Annotated in this window: 16 protein-coding genes, 1 tRNA gene and 1 pseudogene; 13 read left to right on the forward strand and 5 right to left on the reverse strand. The window is 67.9% G+C overall.

The genetic code is table 11. From position 1 onward, the window contains the following. The 7 genes and pseudogenes from V7778_RS20810 to V7778_RS20840 form a co-directional block, all read left to right on the forward strand. Positions 1–437, forward strand: a pseudogene (locus tag V7778_RS20810) (DNA polymerase III subunit gamma/tau); the annotation flags it as partial. Positions 438–485: 48 nt separating this feature from the next. Continuing rightward, complete coding sequence (locus tag V7778_RS20815) at positions 486–812, forward strand: YbaB/EbfC family nucleoid-associated protein (RefSeq protein WP_027866165.1); 327 nt, start codon at positions 486–488, stop codon at positions 810–812. A gap of 12 nt (positions 813–824) precedes the next feature. Continuing rightward, positions 825–1,127, forward strand: a complete 303-nt coding sequence (locus V7778_RS20820) for a YciI family protein (RefSeq protein ID WP_335558761.1) — start codon at positions 825–827, stop codon at positions 1,125–1,127. A 1-nt stretch (position 1,128) separates the two neighbouring features. Beyond that, a complete protein-coding gene (gene recR, locus V7778_RS20825; protein WP_335558763.1) occupies positions 1,129–1,719 on the forward strand; it encodes a recombination mediator RecR in 591 nt (196 codons plus the stop codon). Positions 1,720–1,857: 138 nt separating this feature from the next. Beyond that, positions 1,858–2,994 (forward strand): glycosyltransferase, encoded by a 1,137-nt coding sequence (locus tag V7778_RS20830; protein ID WP_335558765.1) that lies wholly within the window; start codon positions 1,858–1,860, stop codon positions 2,992–2,994. Then, the gene (locus tag V7778_RS20835; protein WP_335558766.1) at positions 2,981–3,844 is read left to right on the forward strand and encodes a polysaccharide deacetylase family protein; all 864 of its coding nucleotides are present in this window, start codon (positions 2,981–2,983) and stop codon (positions 3,842–3,844) included. Before V7778_RS20830 ends, V7778_RS20835 begins: the two co-directional genes overlap by 14 nt. Positions 3,845–4,281: 437 nt before the next feature. Next, positions 4,282–6,690 (forward strand): penicillin acylase family protein, encoded by a 2,409-nt coding sequence (locus tag V7778_RS20840; protein WP_335558768.1) that lies wholly within the window; start codon positions 4,282–4,284, stop codon positions 6,688–6,690. Between the two features lie 41 nt (positions 6,691–6,731). On the opposite strand, the gene V7778_RS20845 is transcribed toward V7778_RS20840, so the two are convergent. The 4 genes from V7778_RS20845 to V7778_RS20860 all read right to left on the reverse strand — a co-directional run bounded on the left by V7778_RS20845 (position 6,732) and on the right by V7778_RS20860 (position 14,390). Further along, positions 6,732–8,876: a putative bifunctional diguanylate cyclase/phosphodiesterase gene (locus V7778_RS20845; RefSeq protein WP_335558769.1), complete on the reverse strand. Its 2,145-nt coding sequence runs from the start codon at positions 8,874–8,876 to the stop codon at positions 6,732–6,734. Position 8,877: 1 nt separating this feature from the next. Further along, positions 8,878–11,739: a hybrid sensor histidine kinase/response regulator gene (locus V7778_RS20850; protein ID WP_335558771.1), complete on the reverse strand. Its 2,862-nt coding sequence runs from the start codon at positions 11,737–11,739 to the stop codon at positions 8,878–8,880. A 378-nt stretch (positions 11,740–12,117) separates the two neighbouring features. After that, the gene (locus V7778_RS20855) at positions 12,118–12,312 is read right to left on the reverse strand and encodes a YbdD/YjiX family protein (protein WP_335558840.1); all 195 of its coding nucleotides are present in this window, start codon (positions 12,310–12,312) and stop codon (positions 12,118–12,120) included. After that, positions 12,312–14,390 carry a carbon starvation CstA family protein gene (locus V7778_RS20860; RefSeq protein WP_335558772.1) on the reverse strand — a complete coding sequence of 693 codons (2,079 nt, stop codon included), beginning with the start codon at positions 14,388–14,390 and terminating at the stop codon, positions 12,312–12,314. Before V7778_RS20860 ends, V7778_RS20855 begins: the two co-directional genes overlap by 1 nt. 199 nt (positions 14,391–14,589) lie before the next feature. Here V7778_RS20860 and V7778_RS20865 point away from each other — a divergent pair, with 199 nt between their 5' ends. The 6 genes from V7778_RS20865 to V7778_RS20890 all read left to right on the forward strand — a co-directional run bounded on the left by V7778_RS20865 (position 14,590) and on the right by V7778_RS20890 (position 21,888). Continuing rightward, a complete protein-coding gene (locus V7778_RS20865; protein ID WP_335558773.1) occupies positions 14,590–15,954 on the forward strand; it encodes a cache domain-containing protein in 1,365 nt (454 codons plus the stop codon). Next, positions 15,951–16,586, forward strand: coding sequence for a response regulator transcription factor (locus tag V7778_RS20870; RefSeq protein ID WP_335558775.1), 636 nt, complete (start codon positions 15,951–15,953; stop codon positions 16,584–16,586). Before V7778_RS20865 ends, V7778_RS20870 begins: the two co-directional genes overlap by 4 nt. Before the next feature lie 127 nt (positions 16,587–16,713). After that, positions 16,714–17,886: an HDOD domain-containing protein gene (locus V7778_RS20875; protein WP_335558777.1), complete on the forward strand. Its 1,173-nt coding sequence runs from the start codon at positions 16,714–16,716 to the stop codon at positions 17,884–17,886. Continuing rightward, positions 17,879–19,918, forward strand: coding sequence for a putative bifunctional diguanylate cyclase/phosphodiesterase (locus V7778_RS20880; protein WP_335558779.1), 2,040 nt, complete (start codon positions 17,879–17,881; stop codon positions 19,916–19,918). The genes V7778_RS20875 and V7778_RS20880 overlap by 8 nt, the downstream gene beginning before the upstream one ends. Before the next feature lie 294 nt (positions 19,919–20,212). Then, positions 20,213–20,302: transfer RNA gene (locus V7778_RS20885), tRNA-Ser, on the forward strand. 686 nt (positions 20,303–20,988) lie between these two features. Further along, entirely contained in the window at positions 20,989–21,888 is a 900-nt protein-coding gene (locus V7778_RS20890; RefSeq protein ID WP_335558781.1) for a glycine-rich domain-containing protein, read from the forward strand. A gap of 351 nt (positions 21,889–22,239) precedes the next feature. Here V7778_RS20890 and V7778_RS20895 read toward each other — a convergent pair whose 3' ends face one another. Continuing rightward, a complete protein-coding gene (locus V7778_RS20895; RefSeq protein ID WP_335558783.1) occupies positions 22,240–24,543 on the reverse strand; it encodes a C1 family peptidase in 2,304 nt (767 codons plus the stop codon). Positions 24,544–24,926: the final 383 nt, after the last annotated feature.

A 24,926-nucleotide genomic window follows, 5' to 3' on the forward strand; every position in this document is an offset into this window, starting at 1 on the left:
CCGCGCCGCCGCACCCCTATGTCGTTACGCCCGTGCCGGAAATCGGCTGGGACGGCAACTGGCCGGCCCTGGCCGGCAGCCTGCCGCTGCGCGGCGTGGCCCAGCAGCTGGCCCTGCAGACCGAATTGATCGCCTGCGTGGCGGCCGAGCGCGCCGTGAGCTTCCGCCTGCGCGTCCCGGTCGATACCCTGCGCGCCAGCGGCAACAGCGAGAAGCTGGCCGCGGCCCTGCAGGACCACTTCCCGAATGTGCGCGTCACCGTCGACACCGAGATCGGCCCCGTGTGGTACACCGCCGGCGCCGAGCAGAAGGCGGCGCGCGAGGAGCGCCAGCGCCAGGCCGAAGCCACGGTGGGCGCCGACGCCTTCGTGCAGGAGATGGAGCGCATGTTCGACGCCTTCATCGTGCCCGGCTCGGTCAAGCCGCCGGCCGCCTGAGCATCTTCCGAACCTATTTACCCATACGGACTTTTTGGAGAATCCACCATGATGAAAAACCAGCTCGCAGGCCTGATGAAGCAGGCGCAGGCCATGCAGGACAACATGAAGAAGGCGCAGGAGCAGCTGGCTCAGATCGAAGTCGAAGGCCAGTCGGGCGCCGGCCTGGTCAAGGTCGTGATGACCTGCAAGAACGACGTCAAGCGCGTCACCATCGACCCGTCGCTGCTGGGCGACGACCGCGACATGCTGGAAGACCTGGTGGCGGCCGCCTTCAACGACGCCGTGCGCAAGGCCGAGGCGACTTCCGCCGAGAAGATGAGCGGCCTGACCGCCGGCATGCCGCTGCCGCCTGGCTTCAAGATGCCGTTCTGAGGCCAAGGCCGCATGTTCATCGTCTCGCTCAGCTACACCGCGCCGCTCGAACGCATCGACGCGCACCTGGCCGCCCACCGGGAATTCCTCGCCGCGCAGTACGCGGCCGGGCGCTTCCTGATGTCCGGGCCCAAGGTGCCGCGCGAGGGCGGCATCATCCTCGCCGACGCGCCCAGCCGCGCGGCCCTGGAAGCGGTGCTGGGCGAGGATCCGTTTCGCCAGGCCGGCGTGGCGCGCTACGAGATCACCGAGTTCGCGCCCCTCATGACCGCACCGGCCCTGGACGCCTGGCGCCAGCGCCCGAGCGGGGGCTGAGATGTCCAAGTCCCTCGAATTCCTCACTGAAAGCCTGCGCCGCCTGCCGGGCGTGGGTCCCAAGTCGGCCCAGCGCATGGCCTTCCACCTGCTGCAGCACGACCGCGAAGGCGCGGCCCAGCTGTCGCGCGCGCTCTACCAGGCAGTGGACACGGTGCACCACTGCGCCATGTGTAATACCTTCTCGGACACCGAGGTCTGCGACCTGTGCGCCGACGAGGCGCGCGAGCGCGCCTTGCTGTGCGTGGTGGAAACCCCGGCCGACCAGTTGATGATCGAGCAGACCCTGACCTACAAGGGTCTGTATTTCGTGTTGATGGGCAGGCTGTCGCCGCTGGACGGCATCGGCCCCAAGGACCTGCACCTGGACAAGCTGGTCAACCGCGCCGCAGACGGCGTGGTCCAGGAGGTGGTGCTGGCCACCAACTTCACCAACGAGGGCGAAGCGACCGCCCATTACATCAGTGAAATGCTGAAGGCGCGCGGCCTCAGGGTCAGCCGTCTGGCGCGCGGCGTGCCCGTGGGCGGCGAGCTCGAATACGTCGACGCCGGCACCATTGCGCGCGCCATGATCGATCGCCGCAGCGCATAATTGTCCGTAACGACTTCCGGTAGCAGACCGCAGTCAGCAGGCAGGAAACAAGCGCGGCTGCGTGTGCAACTCCGTGTGCGTGCGCACAAACCGCTTGCGCCGGCCGCTGCTATCGTTGGCACTTTCAGCGGACCCGACATGCACCTCGTCGATATCACGATGTTCTATGCCGCGGAAGGCGGCGGCGTCAGCACCTACCTGAACGCAAAATCCCAATGGCTGGCCCGCACCGGGCAGATGCGCCACACCATTCTCAGCCCCAATGTGGACGACGGCGGCGAACTTCCTTCGCTGGTGCGCGTGCCGGGCGTGCCGCTGCCCGGCATCAACGGCTACCGCATGCCGGTCTCGGTCGCGGCCCTGGAGCGCCGCCTGCGCGCCGCCGGCCCCGACCTGGTCGAGGTCGGCGATGCCGGCCACAGCGCCTGGGCCGCCCTGCGCTTGCGCGAGCGCTGCGGCGTGCCGGCCATCGCCTTCTACCATTCCGACCTGCCGCGCCTGGTCGAGAACCGCTTCGGCCAGGCCGCGCGCCAGGCCACCCACAAATACCTGGCCCACCTGTACCGCGAGTTCGACCTGGTGCTGGCGCCCAGCCGCCTGATGGTCGAGCAGCTCGACGCCATGGGCGTGCGCGGCGCGTTGCAGCAGCCGCTCGGCATCGACAGCGAGGTGTTCCGGCCGGACCGGCGCGACCCCGGCCTGCGCGCCGAGCTGGGCCTGCCACCAGGCGCGCGCCTGCTGGTCTACGCGGGCCGCTTCACGCCCGACAAGAAGCTGTCGCTGCTGGGCGAGGCCGTGCGCAAGCTGGGCGCGCCTTACCACCTGCTGATGGTGGGCGGCGGCGACGCGCCGCCCTCGCACGAGCGCATCAGCGTGCTGCCTTTCCAGCGCGACCAGCGCGCACTGGCGCGCCTGCTGGCCAGCTGCGACGTGCTGGTGCACCCGGGCGACTGCGAAACCTTCGGCCTGATCGTACTGGAAGCGATGGCGTGCGGCCTGCCGGTGGTGGGCACGGGCGGCGGGGGAGTGGCCGAGCTGGTGGACGAACGCTCCGGGATCCTGGCCCGCCCGAACTGCGCCGACAGCCTGGCCGGCGCCATCGAGGCCATCTACCAGCGCGACCTGGCCGCGCTTGGCCGGCATGCCCGCCACAAGACCAGCGAATACTTCGACTGGAAGCAGATCTTCCCGCAGATCCTGCGCCGTTATCACAGCCTGCTGGGCGCGGGGCAGGCGGCGCAGCCGGCGCTGGAGCGCATCTGTGTCACCGACTAAGCTTGCGCTGTGCGTCTCGATCCACGACGTGGCCCCGGCCACCTGGGACGAGTGCCGGCGCCTGGCCCAGGCCATCCGTGAAGTGGCCGACATTCCGTTGACCTGGCTGGTGGTGCCGGCCTACCACCGCGCCGGCGGCGACTTCGCCGCGATGCGCGCCGGCCTGGACGCGATGCTGGCGCGCGGCGACGAGCTGTGCCTGCACGGCCATACCCATCTCGACACCGCGCCGCGCGGGCGGGGCTGGCGCGAGCGCTTCCTGCGCGGCACCTACAGCCGCGAAGGAGAATTCGCGGCCCTGGCGGAAGAAGAAGCCGCGCGCCGGCTGCGGCTCGGGCTGGACTGGTTCGCGGCCCAGGGCTGGCCGGTCAGCGGCTTCGTGCCGCCGGCCTGGCTGATGGGCGAGGGCGCCTGGCGCGCCCTGCGCCGCTTTGGTTTCGCCTACACCACCACCTTCACCCGCTTTCACGCGCTCGGCGGCGGCGCGGCGGGACAGGGGCCGGATCCGCGCCTGTCGCCGTTTTCACCCTCGCTGGTGTATACCGCGCGCAACCGCAGCGGCCGCATCGTCTCGCCGCTGGCGGCCGACCTCACCGCCGCCTGGCTGGCGCGGGCGCCGCTCATCCGCCTGAGCTTGCATCCGCCGGACGTGCGCTATCCGCGCCTGCTGCGCCATGCGCAACAGACGGTGGAGCGCCTGCTGGCGCGCCGCACGCCGATGACCAAGGCCGCCTTTGCGCGCCTGCTCACCAGTACGGTCCCCAGTAGCCCCGGCCACGCCAGTACGGCGGACCCCAGCCTCCGTGGTACGAAGCGTTGCCGAGACGATGGAGTTCGTCCTTCGTGCTGAGCTGCAGGACGCACTGGCGCCAGGGATCGCCGTCGGCCGCATAGCCGAGGCGGGTGCAGGCCGGACCGTAGACGGCGATCATCTGCGCCATGTCGGCTTGCATGCGGGCGGCGCGTTCCTCCGGGGTGACGGCGCAGGCGGTCAACAGTGGCGCGAGACAGGCCAGGACGGCTGCAGCGACAGGAACACGAGCAGGAATACGCATGGATGTACACGTGGATGTGCGCATGGGTCCTCCCTTTGCGCCGTGGATGGCGCCAGGACAGCATAGCATAGGGCCGCCGCCGCGCATTTTCATGGACCATATCAATAGTGCGCGCCGCTGGGTGTGAGGGCGCCACGCTCCAGTGGGCGCCCATCCGGCATTTTTCGCACGACCGTACGCCCATTCGCCAAATTTTCTGGCAAGATACGCCCCCTAAAAACAAGGAGGAGACATGCGCAAGCGTGGATGGAAAACCTGGACGCTGCGGGCGATCACCGCGGTGCTGGGACTGGTACTGCTGGCCCTGCTCGGCGCCTGGCTGTACCTGCGCGGCAGCCTGGCCCAGCTCGACGGCGAGCGCAAGGCGCCGGGCCTGGCGGCCGAGGTGACGGTGGGACGCGACCAGGCCGGGGTGCCGGTGATCCAGGGAGCCAGCCGCGCCGACGTCGCCTATGCGACCGGCTTCGTGCACGCCCAGGAGCGCTTCTTCCAGATGGACCTGCTGCGCCGCACCGCGGCCGGCGAGCTGGCCGAGCTGTTCGGTCCCAAGGCGCTGCCGCTCGACCGCGAGCACCGCCTGCACCGCTTCCGCGCCCGCGCCGAGGCCATGCTTGCCCGTCTGGCTGGTCCCGAACGCGTCCTGCTGGACCGTTATGTCGCCGGCGTCAACGACGGCCTCGACGCGCTGCGCGCGCGGCCCTTCGAATACGCCCTGACCGGCGCCGCGCCGCGTCCCTGGACCGCCCAGGATTCGCTGCTGGTCGTGTGGGCGATGTACATCGACCTGCAGAACAATGTGGCGCCGCGCGAGATCGCGCGCGGCTGGATGCGCGAGCATAGCGACCCCGCCCAGCTGGCCTTCCTGCTGCCCGCCGCCAGCGCCATCGACGCCACCCTCGACGGCGGCGCGCCGCCCGCGCCGGCTCCGCTGCCCGCGCATGCGCCTGACTGGTGGGGAGGCGCGCTGGGAACCAACGCCCAGGCGCCCATCAAGCTGGCCGGCGCGGACTTCGCCGATGCCGTCGGCAGCAACAATTACGCGGTGGCTGGCGCCCGCACCGCCAGCGGCGCGGCGATCGTCTCGGACGACATGCACCTGGGCCTGCAGTTGCCCAATACCTGGTTCCGGATGGTGCTGCGCTTCCCCGACCCGGCCGTCGGCCAGCGCCGCCTGGTGGGCGTGACCCTGCCGGGCGCGCCGCCTTCGATCATCGTCGGCAGCAACGGCCAGGTGGCCTGGAGCTTCACCAACAGCTACGCCGACCTGCTCGACCTGGTCGAGCTGGGCACGGATGCGGCCAAGGCCGGCCAGGTGCGCACGCCGAACGGCTGGGAGACCCCGCGCGAGCACGTCGAACTGATCGCCGTGAAGGGCGCGCCCGCCGAACGCTTCGTGGTGCGCGAGACCTCGCTCGGGCCGATCCGCACGGTGGGCGGACGCGACTATGCCGTCCACTGGATCGCCCACGACCCGCAGGCCCTGAACCTGAACCACCTCAAGCTGGAAAGCGCGCGCAGCGTCGACGAGGCGCTGGCGGTGGCCGCCATCGACGGCATCCCGGCCCAGAACTTCGTGGCCGGCGACGCGCGCGGCAACATCGGCTGGACCATCGCCGGCGTGCTGCCCCGGCGTAGCACCCCGCCGGAGGTCGCCACCTTCCCGCTCGATCCGGACGGCCGGGCGCCGACCTGGCAGGGCGTGCTGCCCGCCGCGGACTACCCGCGCGTGCTGAACCCGGGCGACGGCCAGATCACCACCGCCAACAGCCGCCAGCTGATGGGCGCCGGGGCCGAGCGCATCGGCGACGGCGGCTTCGACCTGGGCGCGCGCAACCGCCAGCTGCACGACGGCCTGCTGGCGCTGGGCGGCCGGATGGACGTGCGCCAGGCCTTCGGCGCTTCGCTCGACGACCGCGCCCTGTTCATCGCCGAGTGGCGCCGGCGCGCCCTGGCGGCCCTCGATGCCAGCGCCCTGAACGGCAAGCCGCAGCGCGCCGAATTTCGCCGCCTGCTGGAGACCAGCTGGGACGGCCGCGCCAGTGTCGATTCAAGCGGCTACCGGCTGGCGCGCGACTTCATGTGGGCGCTGTACGACCTGCTGTACGGTCAGGCCAACGCGGCGCTCAAGGAACGCGACCCCAAGGCCACCGCCGCGCTGGCCGGCAGCCGCTGGCCGCTGGTGCTGGCGCGCCTGCTCGACGAGCAGCCGCCGGGCTGGCTGCCGGGCGGCTACCCGAGCTGGCAGGCGGTGCAGCTGGCGGCGATCGACCGCGTCATCGCAGCCATCGAGGACGAGGGCAAGAACCTGGCCGACGCCAGCTGGGGCGCGCGCAATACCGCCAACGTGGCCCATCCGATCAGCATGGCGGTGCCGGCGCTGCGCTTCCTGCTGGCCGCACCTGGCGACCGCCTGCCGGGCGACGCCCACATGCCGCGCGTGGCGGGGCCGAAGTTCGGCCAGTCAGAGCGCATGACCCTGTCGCCGGGGCGCGAGGAAGAAGGCTTGTACAACATGCCGGGTGGGCAGAGCGGGCATCCGCTGTCGCCTTACTTCCTGGCCGGGCATGACGCCTGGGCAGAAGGCAGGCCGCTGCCGCTGCTGCCGGGGAAGATCCAGCATACCTTGCGCTTCGTCCGATAAGGGCGAAGCTCAAGGTAGGGTTGGCGGCTCCGCCGCCAACCCTACTTTGCGGGTAGCGCCAGCGTCATGGGTCCCAGCATCTCCGTGATCGCCTCGGCATTCGACGGCCGCCCCAGGAAGTAGCCCTGCACCATGTCGCAGCCATACTCCTCGAGCAGCAGCAGCTGCTCGCCGGTCTCGACCCCTTCCGCCACCACCACCATCTTGAGTCCGTGCGCCATCGCGATGATGGCGCGGGTGATGGCCGCGTTCTCGGAATCCTGCGGCAGCCCGCAGATGAAGCTGCGGTCGATCTTCAGGGCCCGCACGTCGAAGCGCTTGAGGTAGTTCATCGACGAGTAGCCGGTGCCGAAGTCGTCGATCGACAGGTAGACGCCAATGCCGCGCAACTGCTCCAGCGTGGCGAGCGTGGCGCGCGCGTCGTCCATCAGGGTGCCTTCGGTCAGCTCCAGCTCCAGCAGGCGCGGGTCGAGCCCGGTGTCGTGCAGGGCCGAGACCACGATCTGCGACAGGTTCTCGTCCTTGAACTGCTTGGCCGAGAGGTTGACCGCCATGCGCATCGTGCGCCCGGTCTGGCGCTGCCAGGCGCGCGCCTGGCGGCAGGCGGTGCGCAGCACCCATTCGCCGATCGGGACGATCAGGCCGGTCTCCTCGGCCAGCGGGATGAACTCGGTGGGCGGCACCAGCCCGCGTTCCGGATGGCGCCAGCGCACCAGGGCCTCGACGCCCACGATCTCGGCACTTGCTACGTCGCGCTGCGGCTGGTAAAGCAGGTACAGCTCGTCGTTCTGCAACGCCTTGCGCAGGCCGACCTCGAGCTTCACGTGGCTCATGATCTGCATCGTCAGCGAAGAGCTGTACAGCTTGGCGTTGTTCTTGCCGCAGTTCTTGGCGTGGTACATGGCGGTGTCGGCGTACTTGAGCAGCGAGCCGCAGTCGTCGCCGTCTTCCGGGAACAGCGAGATGCCGATGCTGGCCGTGACGAAGATCTCGTTGCCCTCGATGAGGAAGGGCCGGCGCATCGCCTCCTTGACCCGGTGCGCGACGTTGAGCGCGTGCTCGACCCGCTCCAGGTCGGGGATCAGGATGGTGAACTCGTCGCCGCCCAGGCGCGCCAGGTTGGTCGCGTTGTCGCCCCGCGACACCAGGTCGCTGGGGCGCGTGGTGTCGCGCAGGCGTTCGGAGACCATCTTGAGCAGCGCGTCGCCCGCATTGTGGCCGAGCGTGTCGTTGATGCGCTTGAAGGCGTCCAGGTCCATGAACAGCACCGCGAACTTCTTGTTGCCCATCTTGGAGCGCTGCAGCTCGCGCTCCAGCGTCTCGAGGAAGGCCTGGCGGTTCGGGATGCCGGTCAGGCCGTCGCAATAGGCCAGGCGCCGGATCTGCTCCTCGGCTCGCTTGCGTTCGCTGATGTCGCGCACCAGGCCCAGGACCTGCGAGGCGCCGGTGGCGACCAGGCGCGCCTCGACATGGCGTACCTCGCCGCATTCCGTGACTTCGTATTCGACCGAGCGCACCTGCTGGGTGGCCAGCACGGTCTTGATCTGCTCCAGCATGCGGTGCGCGATGTCGGCCGGCAGCACGTCGCCGATGTAAGTCCCGACCATCTGCCGGCCGGAGACGCCGCGCTCGATACCGGCCGCCTGCACGCTGCGTCCGCGCCCGCTGCGCTCATGGCCCGGCTCATAGTCCAGATAGAAGCCGTCGGCATTCATGCGGAAGAAGGTGTCGGGGATCGCCGCCAGCACCGCGCGGTTGTGGGCGTCGGCGATGCGCAGGCGCGCGATGGCGTCGCTGGCGCGCAGCACATACAGCACCCGGTGGCCGAGGATGGGCCAGTTGATCGGCTTGGAGACGAAGTCGGTGGCGCCGGCCTCGTAGGCGTGGGTGACCGCCTCGACGTCGTCGCCGCCGGTGACCATCACGATCGGCACGCCGGCGCCGTCGCGTTCCCGGGCGCGGATGGCGCTGCAGGCCGCGAAGCCGTCCATGCGCGGCATGTCGACATCCATCAGGATCAGGTCCGGGCTGCGCGAGCGCGCCAGGTCGACCGCTTCGAGTCCGTCCGCCGCCTCGATGGCGTCGAGCCCGACCTGGGCCAGCATCTCGAGCATCAGCAGGCGCATCACCGGATCGTCGTCGGCGACCAGGACCGTCCCGCGCTGGGGTTGGGCAGTGGCTGGCATGCTAGGTTTCCTTTTCTAGGAGAGCGTGAAGCGATTCGCGTACCGACAGGAATTCGCTTTCCATGTCGGTGAAGACGGGAGCGGCGCCGGCGACGCTGCCGGCGCGCCCCAATTGCTCGAGATCGCGGCACAGCGCCGCCATGCGCGCGGCGCCGATGTTGGCGCTGGCCGACTTGAGGCTGTGGGCGACGCGGCGCAGTCCTTCGGGGTCGCTGCCGGCCAGCGACTGGCGCAGCGAAGCCAGGTGGCGCGGCGTGTCGGCCACGAAGGCCGCCACCACCTTCTGCACCAGCGCGTCGCCGCCGTCGCGGCTGAGGGCGCGGATGTATTCCAGCGCGGCCAGGTTCACCGCGTCGTGGCGCGGCGGCGAAGGTGCGGCGGGACGCGCCGGCGCAGGCGCAGGCGCGGGGGCGGGCGTGTCGCCGTGGTGCTGCGTCGCGCTCAGCGGCAGCGCCACCCAGCGTCCGATCACGCCGGCCAGCTGCTGCTGGCTGAAGGGCTTGGACAGGTAGTCGTCCATTCCCGCCGCCAGGCAGGCTTCGCGGTCGCCCTGCAGGGCGTTGGCGGTGATGGCGATGACCGGCAGCTTGCGGGCACGGCCCGCCTCGCGCTCGTGGCGCCGGATCGCCGAGGTGGCGGCGAAGCCGTCCATCACCGGCATCTGGCAATCCATCAGCACCGCGTCCCAGCCGCCGTCGCGCACCGCATGCAGCGCTTCCTCGCCGTTGCGGGCGCAATGCGCTTCCAGCCCCAGGCTTTCCAGCATGGCCCTGGCCACCTCGACGTTGACCGGATTGTCCTCGGCCAGCAGCACGCGGCGCGCGCGCCGTCCCGAGGACGGGCGCGCGGCCGGCGCGATCGGCAGGCCGGCGTGCGCGGCGTGATGCTGGGCCTTGGTGTCGGCCGGCGCCCCATGCAGCCGCGCCGCGCGTGCGGCCAGGCAGGCATACAGGTCGGCCGCGCGCGCCGGCTTGACGAGCTGGTAGGCCACGCCGGCCTCGCGCCGCTGCACCGGGTCGGCCGCCTGCCGTTCGGGACTGAGCAGCACCAGCTGGGTGGCGCGCGCCGCCGGCTCGGCGTGGATCGCCGCGGCCAGCGCCAGGCCGCTGGTTTGCGCCAGTTCCATGTCGAGCACCGCGGCATCGAAGGGACGGCCGGCACGGGCCGCGCCCAGCAAACGTTCGTAGCCGGCCGCCGCGCTGGCCGCGCCCTCGCAGCTGGCGCGCCAGGCCACGAGCTGCTGCACCAGGTCTTCGCGGCTCTCGTCCTGCTCGTCGATCACCAGCACGCGCAGGTTCTCCAGGGTGTGCTGGCGGTGGCCGGGAGCGTCCGGATCGACGCGGCGCTTGTCGAAGCCGACCGTGAACCAGAAGATCGAACCGCGCTGGGCCGCGTTGTCGACGCCGATCGTCCCACCCATCAGCTCCACCAGCTGCTTCGAGATCGCCAGCCCCAGCCCGGTGCCGCCGTACTTGCGGGTGGTGGAATCGTCGGCCTGGGAGAAGGCGTTGAAAATGCGGGCGCGCGCCTCGCGCGAGATGCCGATACCGGTATCGTGCACCTCGAAGCGCAGCTGTACCTGCTGCGTGTCCTCGCCGGCGACGCGCACGCGCGCCAGGATGCGGCCCTGCTCGGTGAACTTGATCGCGTTGCCGAGCAGGTTGGCCATGATCTGGCGCAGCCGGTTCGGATCGCCGCAGATCGCCACCGGGATGTCGTTGGCGATGTCGAAGTCGAAGCCGATGCCCTTGGCGGCGGCCTGCGGGGTGTAGACGTTGTGGATGTCGTCCAGCAGGTCCCAGAGATTGAAGTTGATGTATTCGATGGTCAGCTTGCCGGCCTCGATCTTCGAAAAGTCGAGGATGTCGTTGATGATCACCAGGAGGTGCTCGCCCGAGCGCTTGACCAGGGTGGTGTAGCTGCGCTGGGCTTCGGTGAGCTGGGTGGCCAGCAGCATCTCGGTCATGCCCAGCACCCCGTTCATGGGCGTGCGGATCTCGTGGCTCATGGTGGCGAGGAAGGCGCTCTTGGCGCGGCTGGCCGCTTCGGCCGCGTTCTTCGCTTTTTCCAGCTGCTCGGTGCGCACGCCGACCTGGCGTTCCAGCTCGTCGCGGTGGTGCAGCAGCGCGGCGCCGCGGTCCTCGATCTGGGCCATCATGGTGTTGAAGCTGTCGATCAGGGCGCCCAGTTCGTCGCTGCGGCCGTGGCTGATGCGCAGGCCGTAGTTCTGGCTGGTGGAGACCTTCTGCGCAGCCTGGATCAGCTTGGTGACCGGCTCCAGGATGCTGCGCTTGAAGCGTCCGGCCAGCACCAGGGCCACGGGCAGCGAGGCGCCCATGGCCAGGCCGATCACGGCCAGGCTGGCGAGGATGTCGAGCCACATCGGCAGCAGGTCGGCTTCGACCATGACGACGCCGACCGCCATCTGGCCAAGGCGCACCTCGTGGTAGTGGCGCATGTGGCGCGACAGCAGGGCGCGGCCGTCCTGGTTGGCCTGGGCCAGGGTGGCGGCGTCGACCCCATCGAGTTCCTCCAGCCCGGCGTCGAGGCGGCCGGCGGCCTGGTAGCGCGCCAGCGGCCGGCCCAGGCGATCGAACAGCACCGCGGCCGAGATCCCGCGCTGGGCTTCGAGGGCGGCCAGGGTGGCCCGGGCCTGGTCGCGGTCGACCAGCAGCAGGTCGCTGGCGCTGGCCGCCCCGATCACGCGCGCGAAGGAGGCCAGCTGCATCGCTTCGTGCTGGCGGTGGTTGATGACCGAGGTCACGGCGAAGGCGGCGAACACGAACAGGAGGGCGGTCGCCGTGGAGAGCAGCGAGATGATGGTCAGCTTCTGGTTCAGGCTCGAGCGCTCGAAGTTCGGCATTGCGGTTCCCGCAGGCGGACGGCGAAGCGGACCGGCAAGGGACGTAGCTGGTCCTCCTTTGCGGAATGCAAATTCCCGCAAGAAAAAAATATACGGTTAGCGGGGGGAGGGGACTTTGAGGGAACGCAATGGGGTGGGTACGGGTGAAGCGCCGATTAGCTTTTAGTGTCGAGGATGGTTACGCACCTCAATACGTCATCCCCGCGAAGGAGGGGCCAAGTTCGTCGCGCACCGGCCGAGTGTGCCGTAGGATGTACGCAGGCAAACTTGGGTCCCCGCCTGCGCGGGGATGACGGCCTTATGGCTGGTGGTGAGCGGATTGGCGGAAGGTGTGAAACAAAAAAGAAGGGGACGCTTTCGCGTCCCCTCCGTCACTTCTCAACAGCAGCCGGCCCTCGACCCGTTATACCTCGCCTCCTGCCGCTCACGGAAGAACTCCTCGTAGCTCATCGGCGTCTGGTCCGGATGGGTACGCTCCATGTGCGCCAGGTAGGTGTCGTACTCGGGCAGGCCGACCATCAGGCGCAGACTCTGTCCGAGGTACTTGCCTGCCTGTGCCAGCGAGCCGAACATCATTGCACCTGCGGGTTGGGCATGGCGACGTACGCGGTCTCCTTCGCGGTCGGGCCGCCGGCCGAACGGGCCGCCAGCACGGTGCGCACGCCGTAGAACAGCACCGCCACCACCACGAACATGAAGAAGCCCGCCAGGGTCGCATCGACATAGTCGTTGAAGATGATGCGTTCCATCTGCTCCACCGACTTGGCCGGGGCCAGCACCTGGCCGGCGTCGTGCGCGGCCTGGAACTTGTTGGCGTGGGCGATGAAGCCGACCTTCGGGTTGGCGTCGAAGATCTTCTGCCAGCCGGCGGTCAGGGTGCAGGCCAGCAGCCACAGGGTCGGCACGATGGTGACCCAGGCGTACTGCGCGCGCTTCATCTTGAACAGCACGCAGGTGCCCAGCATCAGCGCGATACCGGCCAGCATCTGGTTGGCGATGCCGAACAGCGGCCACAGGGTGTTGATGCCGCCCAGCGGATCGACCACGCCCTGGTACAGGAAGTAGCCCCAGGCCGCCACGCACAGGCCGGTCGCCAGCAGGTTGGCCGGCAGCGACTCGGTGCGCTTGAGCGACGGTGCGAAGGCGCCCAGCAGGTCTTGCAGCATGAAGCGGCCGGCGCGGGTGCCGGCGTCCACCGCGGTCAGGATGAACAAGGCTTCGAACAGGATCGCGAAGTGGTACCAGAATGCCATCATGGCCTGGCCGCCGATCACGTTCGACAGGATGTGGGCCATGCCCACCGCCAGGGTCGGCGCGCCACCGGCACGCGAGATGATGGTGTGCTCGCCGACGTCCTTGGCCATCTGCTCCAGCGCTTCAGGCGTGATCACGAAGCCCATGTTCGTCACCGCGGCCGCGGCCGACTGCGCCGTCGTGCCCAGCACCGCGGCCGGGCTGTTCATCGCGAAGTAGACGCCCGGGTCGATGGTCGCCGCGGCCACCAGGGCCATGATGGCCACAAACGATTCCATCAGCATGCCGCCGTAGCCGATGAAGCGGGCGTGCGATTCGTTCTCGATCATCTTCGGTGTGGTGCCCGACGAGATCAGGGCGTGGAAGCCCGACACCGCGCCGCAGGCGATGGTGATGAACAGGAAGGGGAACAGGTTGCCCGACCACACCGGGCCGGTGCCGTCGATGAACTTGGTCACGGCCGGCATGCGCAGGTCCGGCGCCACCACCAGGATGCCGATCGCCAGGCCGACGATGGTGCCGATCTTCAGGAAGGTCGACAGGTAGTCGCGCGGCGCCAGCAGCAGCCACACGGGGATCACGGCGGCGACGAAGCCGTAGCCGATCAGCATCCAGGTCAGCTCGGTGCCGGTGAAGGTGAACATCGGGCCCAGGACCGGCGAATCGTGCACCCACTGGCCGCCGATAATGGCCAGCATCAGCAGCACGAAGCCGATCAGGGAGACTTCACCGATGCGGCCCACGCGCACGTAGCGCGTATACAGGCCCATGAACAGCGCGATCGGGATCGTCGCCATCACGGTGAAGGTGCCCCATGGGGAACCGGTCAGCGCCTTCACCACGATCAGGGCCAGCACCGCCAGGATGATCACCATGATCATGAAGGTGCCGAGCAGGGCGATCATGCCCGGGACCTCGCCCATCTCCGACTTGATCAGGTCGCCCAGCGAGCGGCCGTCGCGGCGGGTGGACAGGAACAGCACCAGGAAGTCCTGCACCGCGCCGGCGAACACGACGCCGGCCAGGATCCACATCATGCTGGGAAGGTAGCCCATCTGGGCCGCCAGCACGGGGCCGACCAGGGGGCCGGCGCCGGCGATCGCGGCGAAGTGGTGGCCGAACAGCACGTACTTGTTGGTCGGGACGTAGTCCAGGCCGTCGTTGTACTTGTAGGCCGGGGTCTGGCGCTTGGGGTCGAGCTGCATCACCTTGCTGGCGATGAAGAGCGAGTAGAAGCGGTAGGCGATCAGGTAGACGCAGACTGCCGCCGCGACGACCCAGATGGCGTTGATGGTTTCGCCGCGCTTGACCGCGACGACCCCGAGCGAAAACGCGCCCAGGAGCGATAGCGCAATCCAGCCGAGCTTGCTCGCTGGACTTGCCGATGAACGATTCATTGTGACTCCTCCGGTAAGGAATTGGTGCTTTATGCGCCGGCGGGAACCGGCGCTCTTATTCACTGCTACCGGCGAGTATCTTGCACTCTTCATAGCGTCGCAAGCGCATGATTACGCAGGCGCTACGCACTACTACGTAGGCCACGGCCGGGCTGCGGGCGTAGAATGCGCGCATGCAATTTTCTAATGCGAGCGCTCCATGCAGCTGAGGCAAAAAGTCATCGTCCTGGCGATCGCACCGCTGATCGTGGCCATGGTGGCGATCGCGCTGTTCGTGCGCCAGCAGGCCGTGACCCTGGCGCAGCAGCAGCGCGCCACCATCCAGCGCGCCTACCTCGACAGCAAGGAAGCGGAGCTGCGCCATTACGTGGCGCTGGCCACGCGCTCGATCGCCCACCTCACCAGGTCCGGCCGCAGCGACCCCGCCACCCTGGCGGAAGCCAAGCGCATCCTGGCCTCGCTCAGCTACGGCGACGACGGCTACTTCTTCCTGTACGACATGCAGGGCAGGAACCTGATGCACCCGCGCCAGCCCGAGCTGGTGGGCACCGACATGTGGGAGTGGCGCGACGACCTGGGCGAGCCCACTATCCAGCGACTGATCGGGCGCGCCAAGGCCGGCGGCGGCTTCCAGCGCTACCGCTGGGTCAAGCCCTCGTCGAACCAGCAGGCGCCCAAGCTGGGCTATGTGGTGCCGGTGCCGCACTGGGGCTGGATGATGGGCACCGGCATCTACCTCGACGACGTCGAGGCCGCGCTGGCGCAGATCGACGCCCAGCAGTCGCGCAACATCGAAGCGACCCTGCTGTGGATCGCGGGCCTGGCGATTCTGGCGGCGCTGACGGTGGCCATGGGCGGCCTGGCCCTGAACATCAGCGAGCACCGCGTGGCCGACGCCAAATTGAAGGCCCTGGCCCAGCGCGTGGTCGACTCGCAGGAAGAAGAACGGGCGCGCCTGTCGCGCGACCTGCACGACGGCATCAGCCAGGCCCTGGTGTCGGTGAAACTGCAGCTCGAGGCCGGCATCATCCGCCTGGGCGGCGACGAGGCCCAGCGCCGGCAGGCCAAGGCGGGCCTGGAGCGTACGGTGGAACAGGTGAAGTCGGTGCTGGGCGAAGTGCGCCGCATCTCGCACGACCTGCGTCCGACCCTGCTGGACGACCTGGGCCTGGCGCCCGCGCTCGACCACCTGGCCAGCGAATTCGGCGAGCATGCCGGCATGCCGGTGCGCTTCCGCAGCGAAGGCCCGCTTGACGGCCTGCCCGACATGGTGGGCACGGTGCTGTTCCGCGTGGCCCAGGAAGCCCTGACCAATGTCGAGCGCCACGCGGGCGCCACCCGCATCGACATCGCCCTGGTGCGGGCGGGGCGTTGCTTGACCCTGGCGGTCGAGGACGACGGCACCGGCTTCGACGCCGACGGCGTGGCCGTGCACCCGCAGCGCGGCATCGGCCTGCGCAACATGATGGAAAGGATGGAAGCGATCGGCGGAAGGCTCGCGATCGATTCCTCGCCGCTGGGCACCCGCGTGGTGGCCAGCATCGACCTGGAGGAACGGGCATGAGCCAAGACGACGTCAAGATCCTGCTGGTGGACGACCACCCCCTGGTGCGCGACGGCCTGCGCGCGCGCCTCGAAGCGGCCCCGCACCTGCGCGTGGTGGGCGAGGCCGGATCGAGCCAGGAAGCGCTGGAGCAGGCCGGCCGCTGCCAGCCCGACCTGGTGCTGATGGACGTGAACATGCGCGGCGGCAGCGGCATCGAGGCCACCGCCCAGCTGACGGCGCGCTATCCCGGCATCGCGGTGCTGATCCTGTCGATGCACGACAAGCCCGAATACGTGAGCCAGGCCATGCAGGCCGGCGCGCGCGGCTATGTGCTCAAGGACGCGCCGGGCAAGGACATCGTGCTTGCCATCGAGACCGTGATGGGCGGCGGCATCTACTACAGCGCCGCGCTGGCGCGCCAGCTGGCCAGCCCGCACGCGGCCGACAACCAGCTGACCTCGCGCGAGCAGGAAGTGCTGCGCCACATCGCCGCCGGGCAGTCGAACAAGCAGATCGCCCGCGACCTCGACCTGTCGGTGCGGACCGTGGAAACCCACCGCCTGAACATCAAGCGCAAGCTGGGCATCGAAGGGCAGGCCGAATTGATCCGTTTTGCGGTACAACGCGCCGGATTCGAAGAAAACCCATAAAAAATTTGTCATAAATCTGTAATTAACCCGCCGCGCATGCAGATATGTATCTGTATGGAAACAAGGGGTGTTGCTTTCTGATAATCCGTGCACTAAGATCATCTGAATATCTCCTTTGAAACATTACATGGCTGCGCAGGAACCCGTGATCATCCCGCCCGTTGCATTCGACCCGGTCGCCAATGCGCAGAACGAGTGGGTGGCGCTATGCCTGCGCCTGCAGCCCGGCGAGGACCTGCCGGCGCGCCTGCAAGCCGTGTTCGGCACGCCCGACCTGCTGGCAGCGATCGCGCCGCTCGACGGCCTGCTCATGCTCGATTCTCCCGCCGCCCTGACGCCGCCCGTGCTGGCCCTGCTGCCGGCCAACCGCATCGGCTTCGTGGTCTCGGCCGCGGCATTGGAGGAGGAGGGCGCGCCGCGCCGCCTGGCCGAGCTGCATGAATTCGGCTACCGCGTCTGGCTCGACGGCCAGGCCCCGGAAGGCGTCAAGGCCCCGGCCGCACTGCGTTCGGTGGCGCGCGACTGCAGCCAGGACGTTCCGCCGCCCGGCCGCCTGGCCGCGCTGTTCGGCCCCCACCTGGCGCGTGGCGTGAACAGCGCGCTGCGTTTTTCCGAATGCGAGAACGCCGGCTTCGACTGGTTCAGCGGCGACTATCCGCTCGACCCGGCCAGCTTCCCGTCGGCCAGCGACGACGGCAGCTCGCGCCGCCGCCTGCTGACCTTATTGGGCCTGCTGGCGCGCGACGCCGATTCGCGCGAGCTGGAACTGCAGCTCAAGCAGGATCCGACCCTGTCCTACCACCTGCTCAAGCTGGTCAACTCGGCCGCCTTCGCGGTGAGCACCCAGATCACCAGCTTCAACCAGGCGATCAACCTGCTGGGCCGGCGCCAGCTGCAGCGCTGGCTGCAGCTGCTGCTGTACGCGCGCCAGCAGCCGGACGGCCCGCCGAACCTGCTGCTGCCGCTGGCGGCACGGCGCGGCGCCCAGCTCGAAGCCCTCTGCAAGGAGGCCGGCGGCGACCGCGACGAGCAGGACCTGGCCTTCATGACCGGCGTGTTCTCGCTGCTCGACCGCCTGCTGCGCATGCCGATGCGCGACATCGCCGCCGACCTCTGCCTGCCCGAGCACGTGGCGGGCGCGCTGCTGGAGCGCGCAGGCAGGCTGGGCGCCTGGCTGCGCCTGACCGAGACCGCGCCCACCGGGCAGGACCTGGAAGAGGCCGAGGTCGACCCCGGAATCTGGTGGAGCAGCCAGCTGAACGCCTATCACTGGGCGATCCAGGTGGGCCGCAATGTCTGAACTGCAGGAAGTGATCGCGGTGGACTTCGTCGGCGGCACGAGCGCCGTGTGCGAAGCCGTCATGCGCCTGCGCGGCGAGGCCCTGGCCCACGAACTGGGCCGGGTCGCGCGCGAACTGATGAGCAGCCCGACGGGACGCTTCGTGCAGGGCGCGGGCAGCTTCGAGACCGGCATCATCGGCGGCGCGCTGCGCCATCCGGTCTTCGCCGGCACCGAGCAGTTCGGCTACTACGAAGTGGCGGGCCGCGGCTACTTCGACAGCGACTACCGCCAGCTGGCCGCGCTGGCGCAGCTGACCGCCAACCTGATGCAGATGCAGGCGCTGGCCCAGCGCTCCACCCACGCCTATGCGCAGATGGAAGCGCAGCTGGCGCACCAGTCGCAGATCCTGGACCAGATCCACGAGTCGGTGCTGACCATGGACCAGATGGGCTACATCACCAGCTGGAACCGCGGCGCCGAGGAGCTGTTCGGCTATTCCGCGCTGGAAGCCATCGGCCGCAACATCCTGTTCCTGTACGCCGACGAGGAAGAAGGCTTCCACGACGTGTTCGCGGAGCAGGGCGGGCGCATGATGGAAGTCCGGCGCCGCAAGAAGTCCGGCGAAGTATTCTGGGCCAGCCTGTCGCTGTCGCCGCTGCGCGACCTGGCGGAACGCCCGATCGGCCTGATCGCCTACCTGACCGACATCACCGAGCGCAAGCAGGCCGAGGAACAGCTGCACCACCTGGCCTATTACGACGAGCTGACCGGCCTGCCGAACCGCACCCTGTTCGCGCGCCTGGTCGACCAGGCCCTGATGGTCGCCCAGCGCAACGAGGCCCACGGCTGCCTGCTGTTCATCGATTTGAACCGCTTCAAGCGCATCAACGACACCCTGGGCCGCCGCATTGGCGACGAACTGCTGCGCCAGGTGGCCCAGCGCTTCCGCGACACCCTGCGCGACGAAGACGTGGTGGCGCGCCTGTCCGGCGACGAATTCGCGGTCGGCCTGTTCGACATCCGCCAGCACTTCGAGGCGACCACGGTGGCGCAGAAGCTGCAGAACGTGCTGGACGCGCCGTTCTACATCGCCGGCCACGACCTGCGCGTGGGCGCCAGTATCGGCATCAGCGTCTATCCGCAGAACGGCAACGACGCCGAGACCCTGCTGGGCCTGGCCGACATCGCGATGGAGCGTGCCAAGAAGGACGACGCCAACCCGGACCGCAGCGTCGCCTTCTACAGCGACGACATGAACCAGGGCATGCAGGAACGCATGCGCATCGAGACCGGCCTGCGCCATGCGCTGGGCAACGGCGAACTGACCTTGTACTACCAGCCGAAGTTCGAGATCGGCAGCGACCGCATCGTCGGCGCCGAAGCGCTGGTGCGCTGGATCCATCCGCAGCGCGGCCTGGTGCCGCCGGGCGACTTCATTCCGCTGGCCGAGAGCACGGGCCTGATCGTGCAGGTCGGCGAGTGGGTGCTGGAGCAGGCCTGCGCACAGGCGGCCGTCTGGCAAAAGGCCGGGCTGCCGCCGTTCCGCCTGGCCGTGAACGTATCGGCGCGCGAATTCACCCAGTCGCTGCCGGCGCGCGTGGCGGACACGCTGCGGCGCTACCAGCTCGATCCCTCGTGGCTGGAGCTGGAGATCACCGAGAGCACGCTGATGCACGACATCGGGCGGGTGACGGGGATTATGGACCGCCTCACCGCGCTGGGCGTGGCCTTGTCGTTGGACGATTTCGGGACCGGGTATTCGAGCTTGTCCTACCTGAAGCGCTTCCCGATCCATACCTTGAAGATCGACCGCTCGTTCACGACCGGGATTCCGGCCGATGCCAGCGACTGCGCGATTGCGGGGACCATCATCAGCATGGCCCGCCAGCTGGGACTGCGCGTGATTGCGGAAGGGGTGGAGACCGTGGACCAGCTGGATTTCCTGCGCGCGTCGGGCTGCGATGAGGTGCAGGGCTACTTATACAGCAAGCCGCTGCCGGCGCATGATTTCGAGCGGAGCTTGCGGGACAACTGGTTGCTGATCGCCTGAGCAGCCTGGCCTGTCTGGCGCCGATAGCCACCACCCTCAAGACCGTCACCCCGGCGAAGGCCGGGGCCGAAGTTCGCCGCGTACTAAGCGGCGTTGATGGCCACCACCCTAAAGACCGTCGCCCGGGGAAGGCCGGCGCCCAAGTTCGTCGCATACCTAAGCGGCGTTGATGGCCACCACCCTCAAGACCGTCACCCCGGCGAAGGCCGGGGCCCAAGTTCGCCGCGTACCAGCGGGCGTAGCCAACGAGCCTGCCCAGCACCGATGATTTATGTATAATGCCGGTTCCTCACAGGAAGCGTGGCCGAGTGGTTGAAGGCAGCAGTCTTGAAAACTGCCGACGGGGGAACCCGTTCGTGAGTTCGAATCTCACCGCTTCCGCCAGTATTCGTCCTGGCCATTTCCTCATCCACGTACCGCTGCATTAAGCCGGGACCCGCACTTGGCTTAGGGCGTGGACGCGCCGCACCGATTACCCGTTATTCTTCTTGTGCAGTTGCCGGCGAAGGCGAGCATTGTCTGCCGTCGTAGCGACGAGCGCCACGGTAACGAGCGCGCACGGTGCGTCGGCCCCCAGATAGTGCCAAAAGGCCCATCCGAAAACAGCAAGCAGAGCGCCCGCCGCAAGCAGTGAAACGGAATCCCTCATTGATTTCCTCATGATTAGAGAAGCCCGGGGAATGTCTGCGTTTAAGGGACGCTTTACATTCGCGGTAGGGGAGGGAGCAATTGTCCGGCGTTCTACCGCTCGGATGGCCGGCAGCGATCAAGCTCGAAAGTGAGACTGGTCAACAGAGCATGTCTTACTGGTCGCTACGAGGTACACGAATCACGTGCGTTGTAGGCAGAGCGAGACCTTTTAGATCGAATCGCCCCACATCGCATGGATGAGCCACTACATCCCCACCCAGACTTTCTATGAAGTACTTTCTGGAGCCTGTCGGAAAAATTTACAGCGCATAAAGTTTTGAGTGGTTGACTCTTGTAAATATCTGTTTTCAAAAGACAATGTTTCCTGGTCCGGAAGTTGCTTATTGTAATTTAGTTCAAATTACAACTAGGGAAATCCCATGCTCCGTACCGCCCTGGCGCTCGCCGCCCTCGCCACCGTCACCGTCAGTAACGCCAACGCCGCCTTCATCAGCTTCACCGACCCGGCTGCCGCCTATTCCTTCGTCGTGCCAGTCCACGTCAGCGCCATCAACGTCCTGGTCATGGGCGGCGGCGGCGGCGGTGCGAATGGCCACCAGGGCGGCGGCGGCGCGGGCTATCTCACCGCCGGCACCGTCTCGGTCACCGGCGGCGACACCATTCTCGTGAAAGTCGGCGCCGGCGGCTCCGGTGCACTCGGCCGTCCGGATAACGACATCACCGGCCTGACGGCAGGCGGCATGTCCATGTTTGGCAACTACCTGAGCGCGAACGGCGGCGGTGTCGTCTCCGGCGTCAACGCATCCGGCCAGCACGGCAGCTCCGGCGGCGGTGGCGCGTGCAACGCCGGTTCCCAGGGCGGCGCAGGTGGTTCGGGCGGTAGCGATGGCACGGCTTGCCTCGGTTGGGGCGCCATGCCGATCGGTAATGGCCAGGGCAGCTACGCCGCCTTGCTGGCGCTGTTCACCCAGAACCAGATCACTGCCGGCGCTGGCGGTGCGGGCGGTAGCGGTTCGCATGCGGGCGGCGGCGGCGCCGGCGGAATCCTGATCAATGGCGCCGGCGCGGCGGCTGGCAACGGCAGCCAGAGCTTCAGCGGCAAGGGCGGCATCGGCTACGGCGCTGGTGGCGGAGCAGGGGGCTACAACTTCACTGTCGACTATTCCACCCGCTTCGCGGGCGGCAACGGCGCCAACGGTCTCGTCTACATCGAATACGTCGATGCACCGATCGCCAAGGTGCCGGAACCTGCTTCCCTCGCACTGCTGGGACTTGGCGTGCTCGGCGTCGCCGCGTCCCGCCGTCGCCGTAAGCAATAAGGTTAGACAAGTCCGACCGACAGCCTCCGCGCGTCGCTCCGGCGGAGGCCCGGGCGGCCCCGCCGGAGCCCAAGTTTGCATGAGCTGTCGAGACGCTCAGCTTGGACCCCGGCCTTCGCCGGGGTGACGGTGTTTCAGCTAACTGAACATCGCCAACCGAACATCATTACCGCATGCTGGAGGCAGCCTGGACTAAGAACCTATCCCAGTAGGCAAGAGTCGCTCCTGGCGCGCCTGGCAAGCGCAGCCGGCGTTGCTCGTCCTTGTGTGGCCAGCCACACTGCCTCCTCGCGCCTTGCCTGCACTTCCCATGCATCGCCATGAGCTTCCTCCCGCCTACCGGGATAGGTTCTAAGCACCGACTTTTGTCTGGGCATCGATTTCCAGCCTTCGGCCACGCAAGCGGCTGGCCGATTTCTCGAACACGAGATTGCGGACGGCGGCTGGCATCCGCTCCTTATCCAGGTCCTTGTCCACTTGGCCCGGTACAGGCGGCTTGGGCTTCGCCTCGGCCCGCGCAGACTTCGCGGGTGCTTTGCCGGCCGACGCTGCCAGAATCCGCAAGAAGGTCGCGCTCACCGTCGCGATGTCGTCGTCGAAATCCCCGTGGTGGGTAGCCCTCGCCGCCGCTTGCGTCCCGACTGCCACATCATTGGGTGAGGGAACCAGATCCATCTTGCCGCCGCGTATCCACTGCGCCAGATCCGGATCGTGCCTCAGCGTTCTGTCCATGCCGAGTATCGGAACCCCTTCGTTGAACACGACCGGGATACGGGGCCGCGCTTCGAACGCATGCGCGACCAGGTAGAGCAGGGACTTGTTATAGATCCTGGCGCAATTGTCGTCCTGTTCCGCCTTGTCGGTCAGGTAGAACATGGCGCTGCGCGCAATCGCGCCGGCGTCGATGAGCGGCCGGTAGCAGGCGTTGAACAGGTCCACCGTGCATGCCGGCGCCCACAGCGTCATGCTTGCGATGCCGAGGTTGGCGCCGCTGCGTCCAGCAATGGGGCCGCCCACGATCTTGCCCTTGGTGGCGAGCAGCTGGGCCAGCGGAGCGAGGAAGATCGACCCCGCGCTATGCCCCACCAGGTGGACTTCGAGCTGCGGATGCAGGCTCTTGAGCTTGGCGATGTACTTGACCACCACGTCCGCCGCGCCGCCCGTCGCACTGGCGCGCAGTGCGTTTTCCTTCATCTCGTCCCAGGCCGCCTTACCGGACAGCAGCCGGGCGACCGGTTCGAGACCATCGTCCAGCCGGTCCAGCATGAAGTCTTTCGCCTTGTCCAGCACGCCCTCCGGACGACGGCGACGGATCGCATCCTGCAGGATGTTGGTAATCGTCGTCCAATAGTCGCTGTGCCAGATGAAGGCCAGCGGATAGGCGCCGGCGTCGAGCAGCGAGCCGCGGTATTCCGCCACGCGCTGCACCGCGGCGTCTTCGCCCACCAGGCCGCCGTGGGCGTACAGCACCAGGCGCGTGATCTGCCCGGCCTTGACCTTGGGCTCGAGGTCGGCCTCGAAGATGGCCTTCACCTCGCGCTCGCTGGTCCCGTAGTCGCCCCCGGGCTGGAGCCTGCCGTCATTGCCGACGCTGATGACGTGCGGCCGCAGGTTGGCGTAGGCGTAGGCCACGGAGTGCCCGGAGGTGCTCGCGTGCGCCGTGGCGAAGGAGAGCGGCTTGTCGATGTTCACCGGGGCGCCCAGGCGCGCCACCCAGACGTCGGTGCCGTTCGCGAGCCAGTCGTCGTAGGACAAGTGGCACATGCCTTCCTTGCCCCAGTCGTCGCCCCACGAGTTCTGGATCCACAGCCCGTCCCGGTCGTAGGCGACGATCGCGAACGCGTGGCCGCCGATCATGCTGTCCGACTGGCGGATGATCCCGTCCTCGCCGACCTCTTGCCAGCCGGTGTGGACCGCGCAGGTCGCATACAGCACGCCCACTTCGGCGATGGCCGCGTGCATCGAGATCAGGTCCTTGTGATTCACCCGGAAGTAGGAGCCAAGAGGGCGCGCGCGCGCGGCGCACATGCGGGCGTCGGTGAAGCCGTAATCGTTGTCGGTCACCTTATAGGGCCAGTCCTCGTCCGCGCACACCCCGTGCTTGTGCCAGCCTTTCATCGCTCCGCGCGCGCTCGAACCTTCGTAGTCCTCGCCGGGCCATTCGTCGTAACGGCGCGCCAGTTCGTAGAACATGCGCGCGCTCACCGGCGTCGTGTCCGGCTTTTGCTTGCGCCGCATCAGGAGGCAATTGGCCACCGTCGCCAGGCCGAAACCGGTGCAAGCGCCTTCCTTTCCCTGGTCGAGCACCGGGACTCGATAATCCAGGTACTGTTCCAACGGGATCGTCGACGGCACCTCGATCAAGGTGGGCTCGTACATGCGGTCGCGAAAATCGAGGGTGTCGGCGCGCGCATTGCAGCGGTATTCTGCGCCCGCTTTGGGACGCATGATTTGCGCCTTGCCGGATAGCTCGATATCGGCTTCGGCCGAGCCATTCCCCTTTGGCCTGCCTTCGCTGCGCAGCGATTTCGCCGGCTTTTTGTCCGGCGCCTTGCTCTCTCGCGTTACTTTCTTTTTCGCCTTGAGGGCGCCGGGCGGGGGAATGGTGACGGAGGATGTGCGTGACCGCGCGCCGGCGGCAGGATGTGACGGCATGATTGTGCTCCCCAGTGTTTGTTATTGGCCTGAAGCTCAGGATCATCCAGCCCGGTGGGCGCGACATCATCGTCCGAGACTGCAACAATACAAAGGAGACTGGCTGCCGTTGATCTCGACAGCGCATACCGCTAACTGGAAAGCAGCACTGGGATAGGAATGGCCGTGAACGCCTTCTATCCGTCAAACAAGAAAGCAAGGATGAACTCCGATAGGCTGCGCACCAGTTGGGCCTCCTTTCGTCGCTTTCCATCGTCTGAATAAGAATATCCTAGTCTCTTTTCACGCAAAAATCAGCGATAAAAATACTTTTGGCTTAAGCGCCACACCTGGGCGCTTCCAAAAACTACAAAGTGATCGCCACCGACCTCATCGGAAAGAGC

This window comes from Massilia sp. DD77 (assembly GCF_036961685.1).
Classification (GTDB): Bacteria; Pseudomonadota; Gammaproteobacteria; order Burkholderiales; family Burkholderiaceae_D; genus Telluria.

Excerpts from the sequence above, each read along its gene's own strand:
- V7778_RS20870 (WP_335558775.1), top strand. The coding sequence starts at position 15,951 with ATGAGCCAAGACGACGTCAAGATCCTGCTGGTGGACGACCACCCCCTG.
- V7778_RS20865 (WP_335558773.1), top strand. The coding sequence starts at position 14,590 with ATGCAGCTGAGGCAAAAAGTCATCGTCCTGGCGATCGCACCGCTGATC.
- V7778_RS20830 (WP_335558765.1), top strand. The coding sequence starts at position 1,858 with ATGCACCTCGTCGATATCACGATGTTCTATGCCGCGGAAGGCGGCGGC.
- V7778_RS20895 (WP_335558783.1), bottom strand. The coding sequence starts at position 24,543 with ATGCCGTCACATCCTGCCGCCGGCGCGCGGTCACGCACATCCTCCGTC.
- V7778_RS20815 (WP_027866165.1), top strand. The coding sequence starts at position 486 with ATGATGAAAAACCAGCTCGCAGGCCTGATGAAGCAGGCGCAGGCCATG.
- V7778_RS20845 (WP_335558769.1), bottom strand. The coding sequence starts at position 8,876 with ATGCCAGCCACTGCCCAACCCCAGCGCGGGACGGTCCTGGTCGCCGAC.
- V7778_RS20855 (WP_335558840.1), bottom strand. The coding sequence starts at position 12,312 with ATGTTCGGCTCGCTGGCACAGGCAGGCAAGTACCTCGGACAGAGTCTG.
- V7778_RS20820 (WP_335558761.1), top strand. The coding sequence starts at position 825 with ATGTTCATCGTCTCGCTCAGCTACACCGCGCCGCTCGAACGCATCGAC.
- recR (WP_335558763.1), top strand. The coding sequence starts at position 1,129 with ATGTCCAAGTCCCTCGAATTCCTCACTGAAAGCCTGCGCCGCCTGCCG.
- V7778_RS20875 (WP_335558777.1), top strand. The coding sequence starts at position 16,714 with ATGGCTGCGCAGGAACCCGTGATCATCCCGCCCGTTGCATTCGACCCG.
- V7778_RS20860 (WP_335558772.1), bottom strand. The coding sequence starts at position 14,390 with ATGAATCGTTCATCGGCAAGTCCAGCGAGCAAGCTCGGCTGGATTGCG.
- V7778_RS20890 (WP_335558781.1), top strand. The coding sequence starts at position 20,989 with ATGCTCCGTACCGCCCTGGCGCTCGCCGCCCTCGCCACCGTCACCGTC.
- V7778_RS20850 (WP_335558771.1), bottom strand. The coding sequence starts at position 11,739 with ATGCCGAACTTCGAGCGCTCGAGCCTGAACCAGAAGCTGACCATCATC.
- V7778_RS20840 (WP_335558768.1), top strand. The coding sequence starts at position 4,282 with ATGCGCAAGCGTGGATGGAAAACCTGGACGCTGCGGGCGATCACCGCG.
- V7778_RS20880 (WP_335558779.1), top strand. The coding sequence starts at position 17,879 with ATGTCTGAACTGCAGGAAGTGATCGCGGTGGACTTCGTCGGCGGCACG.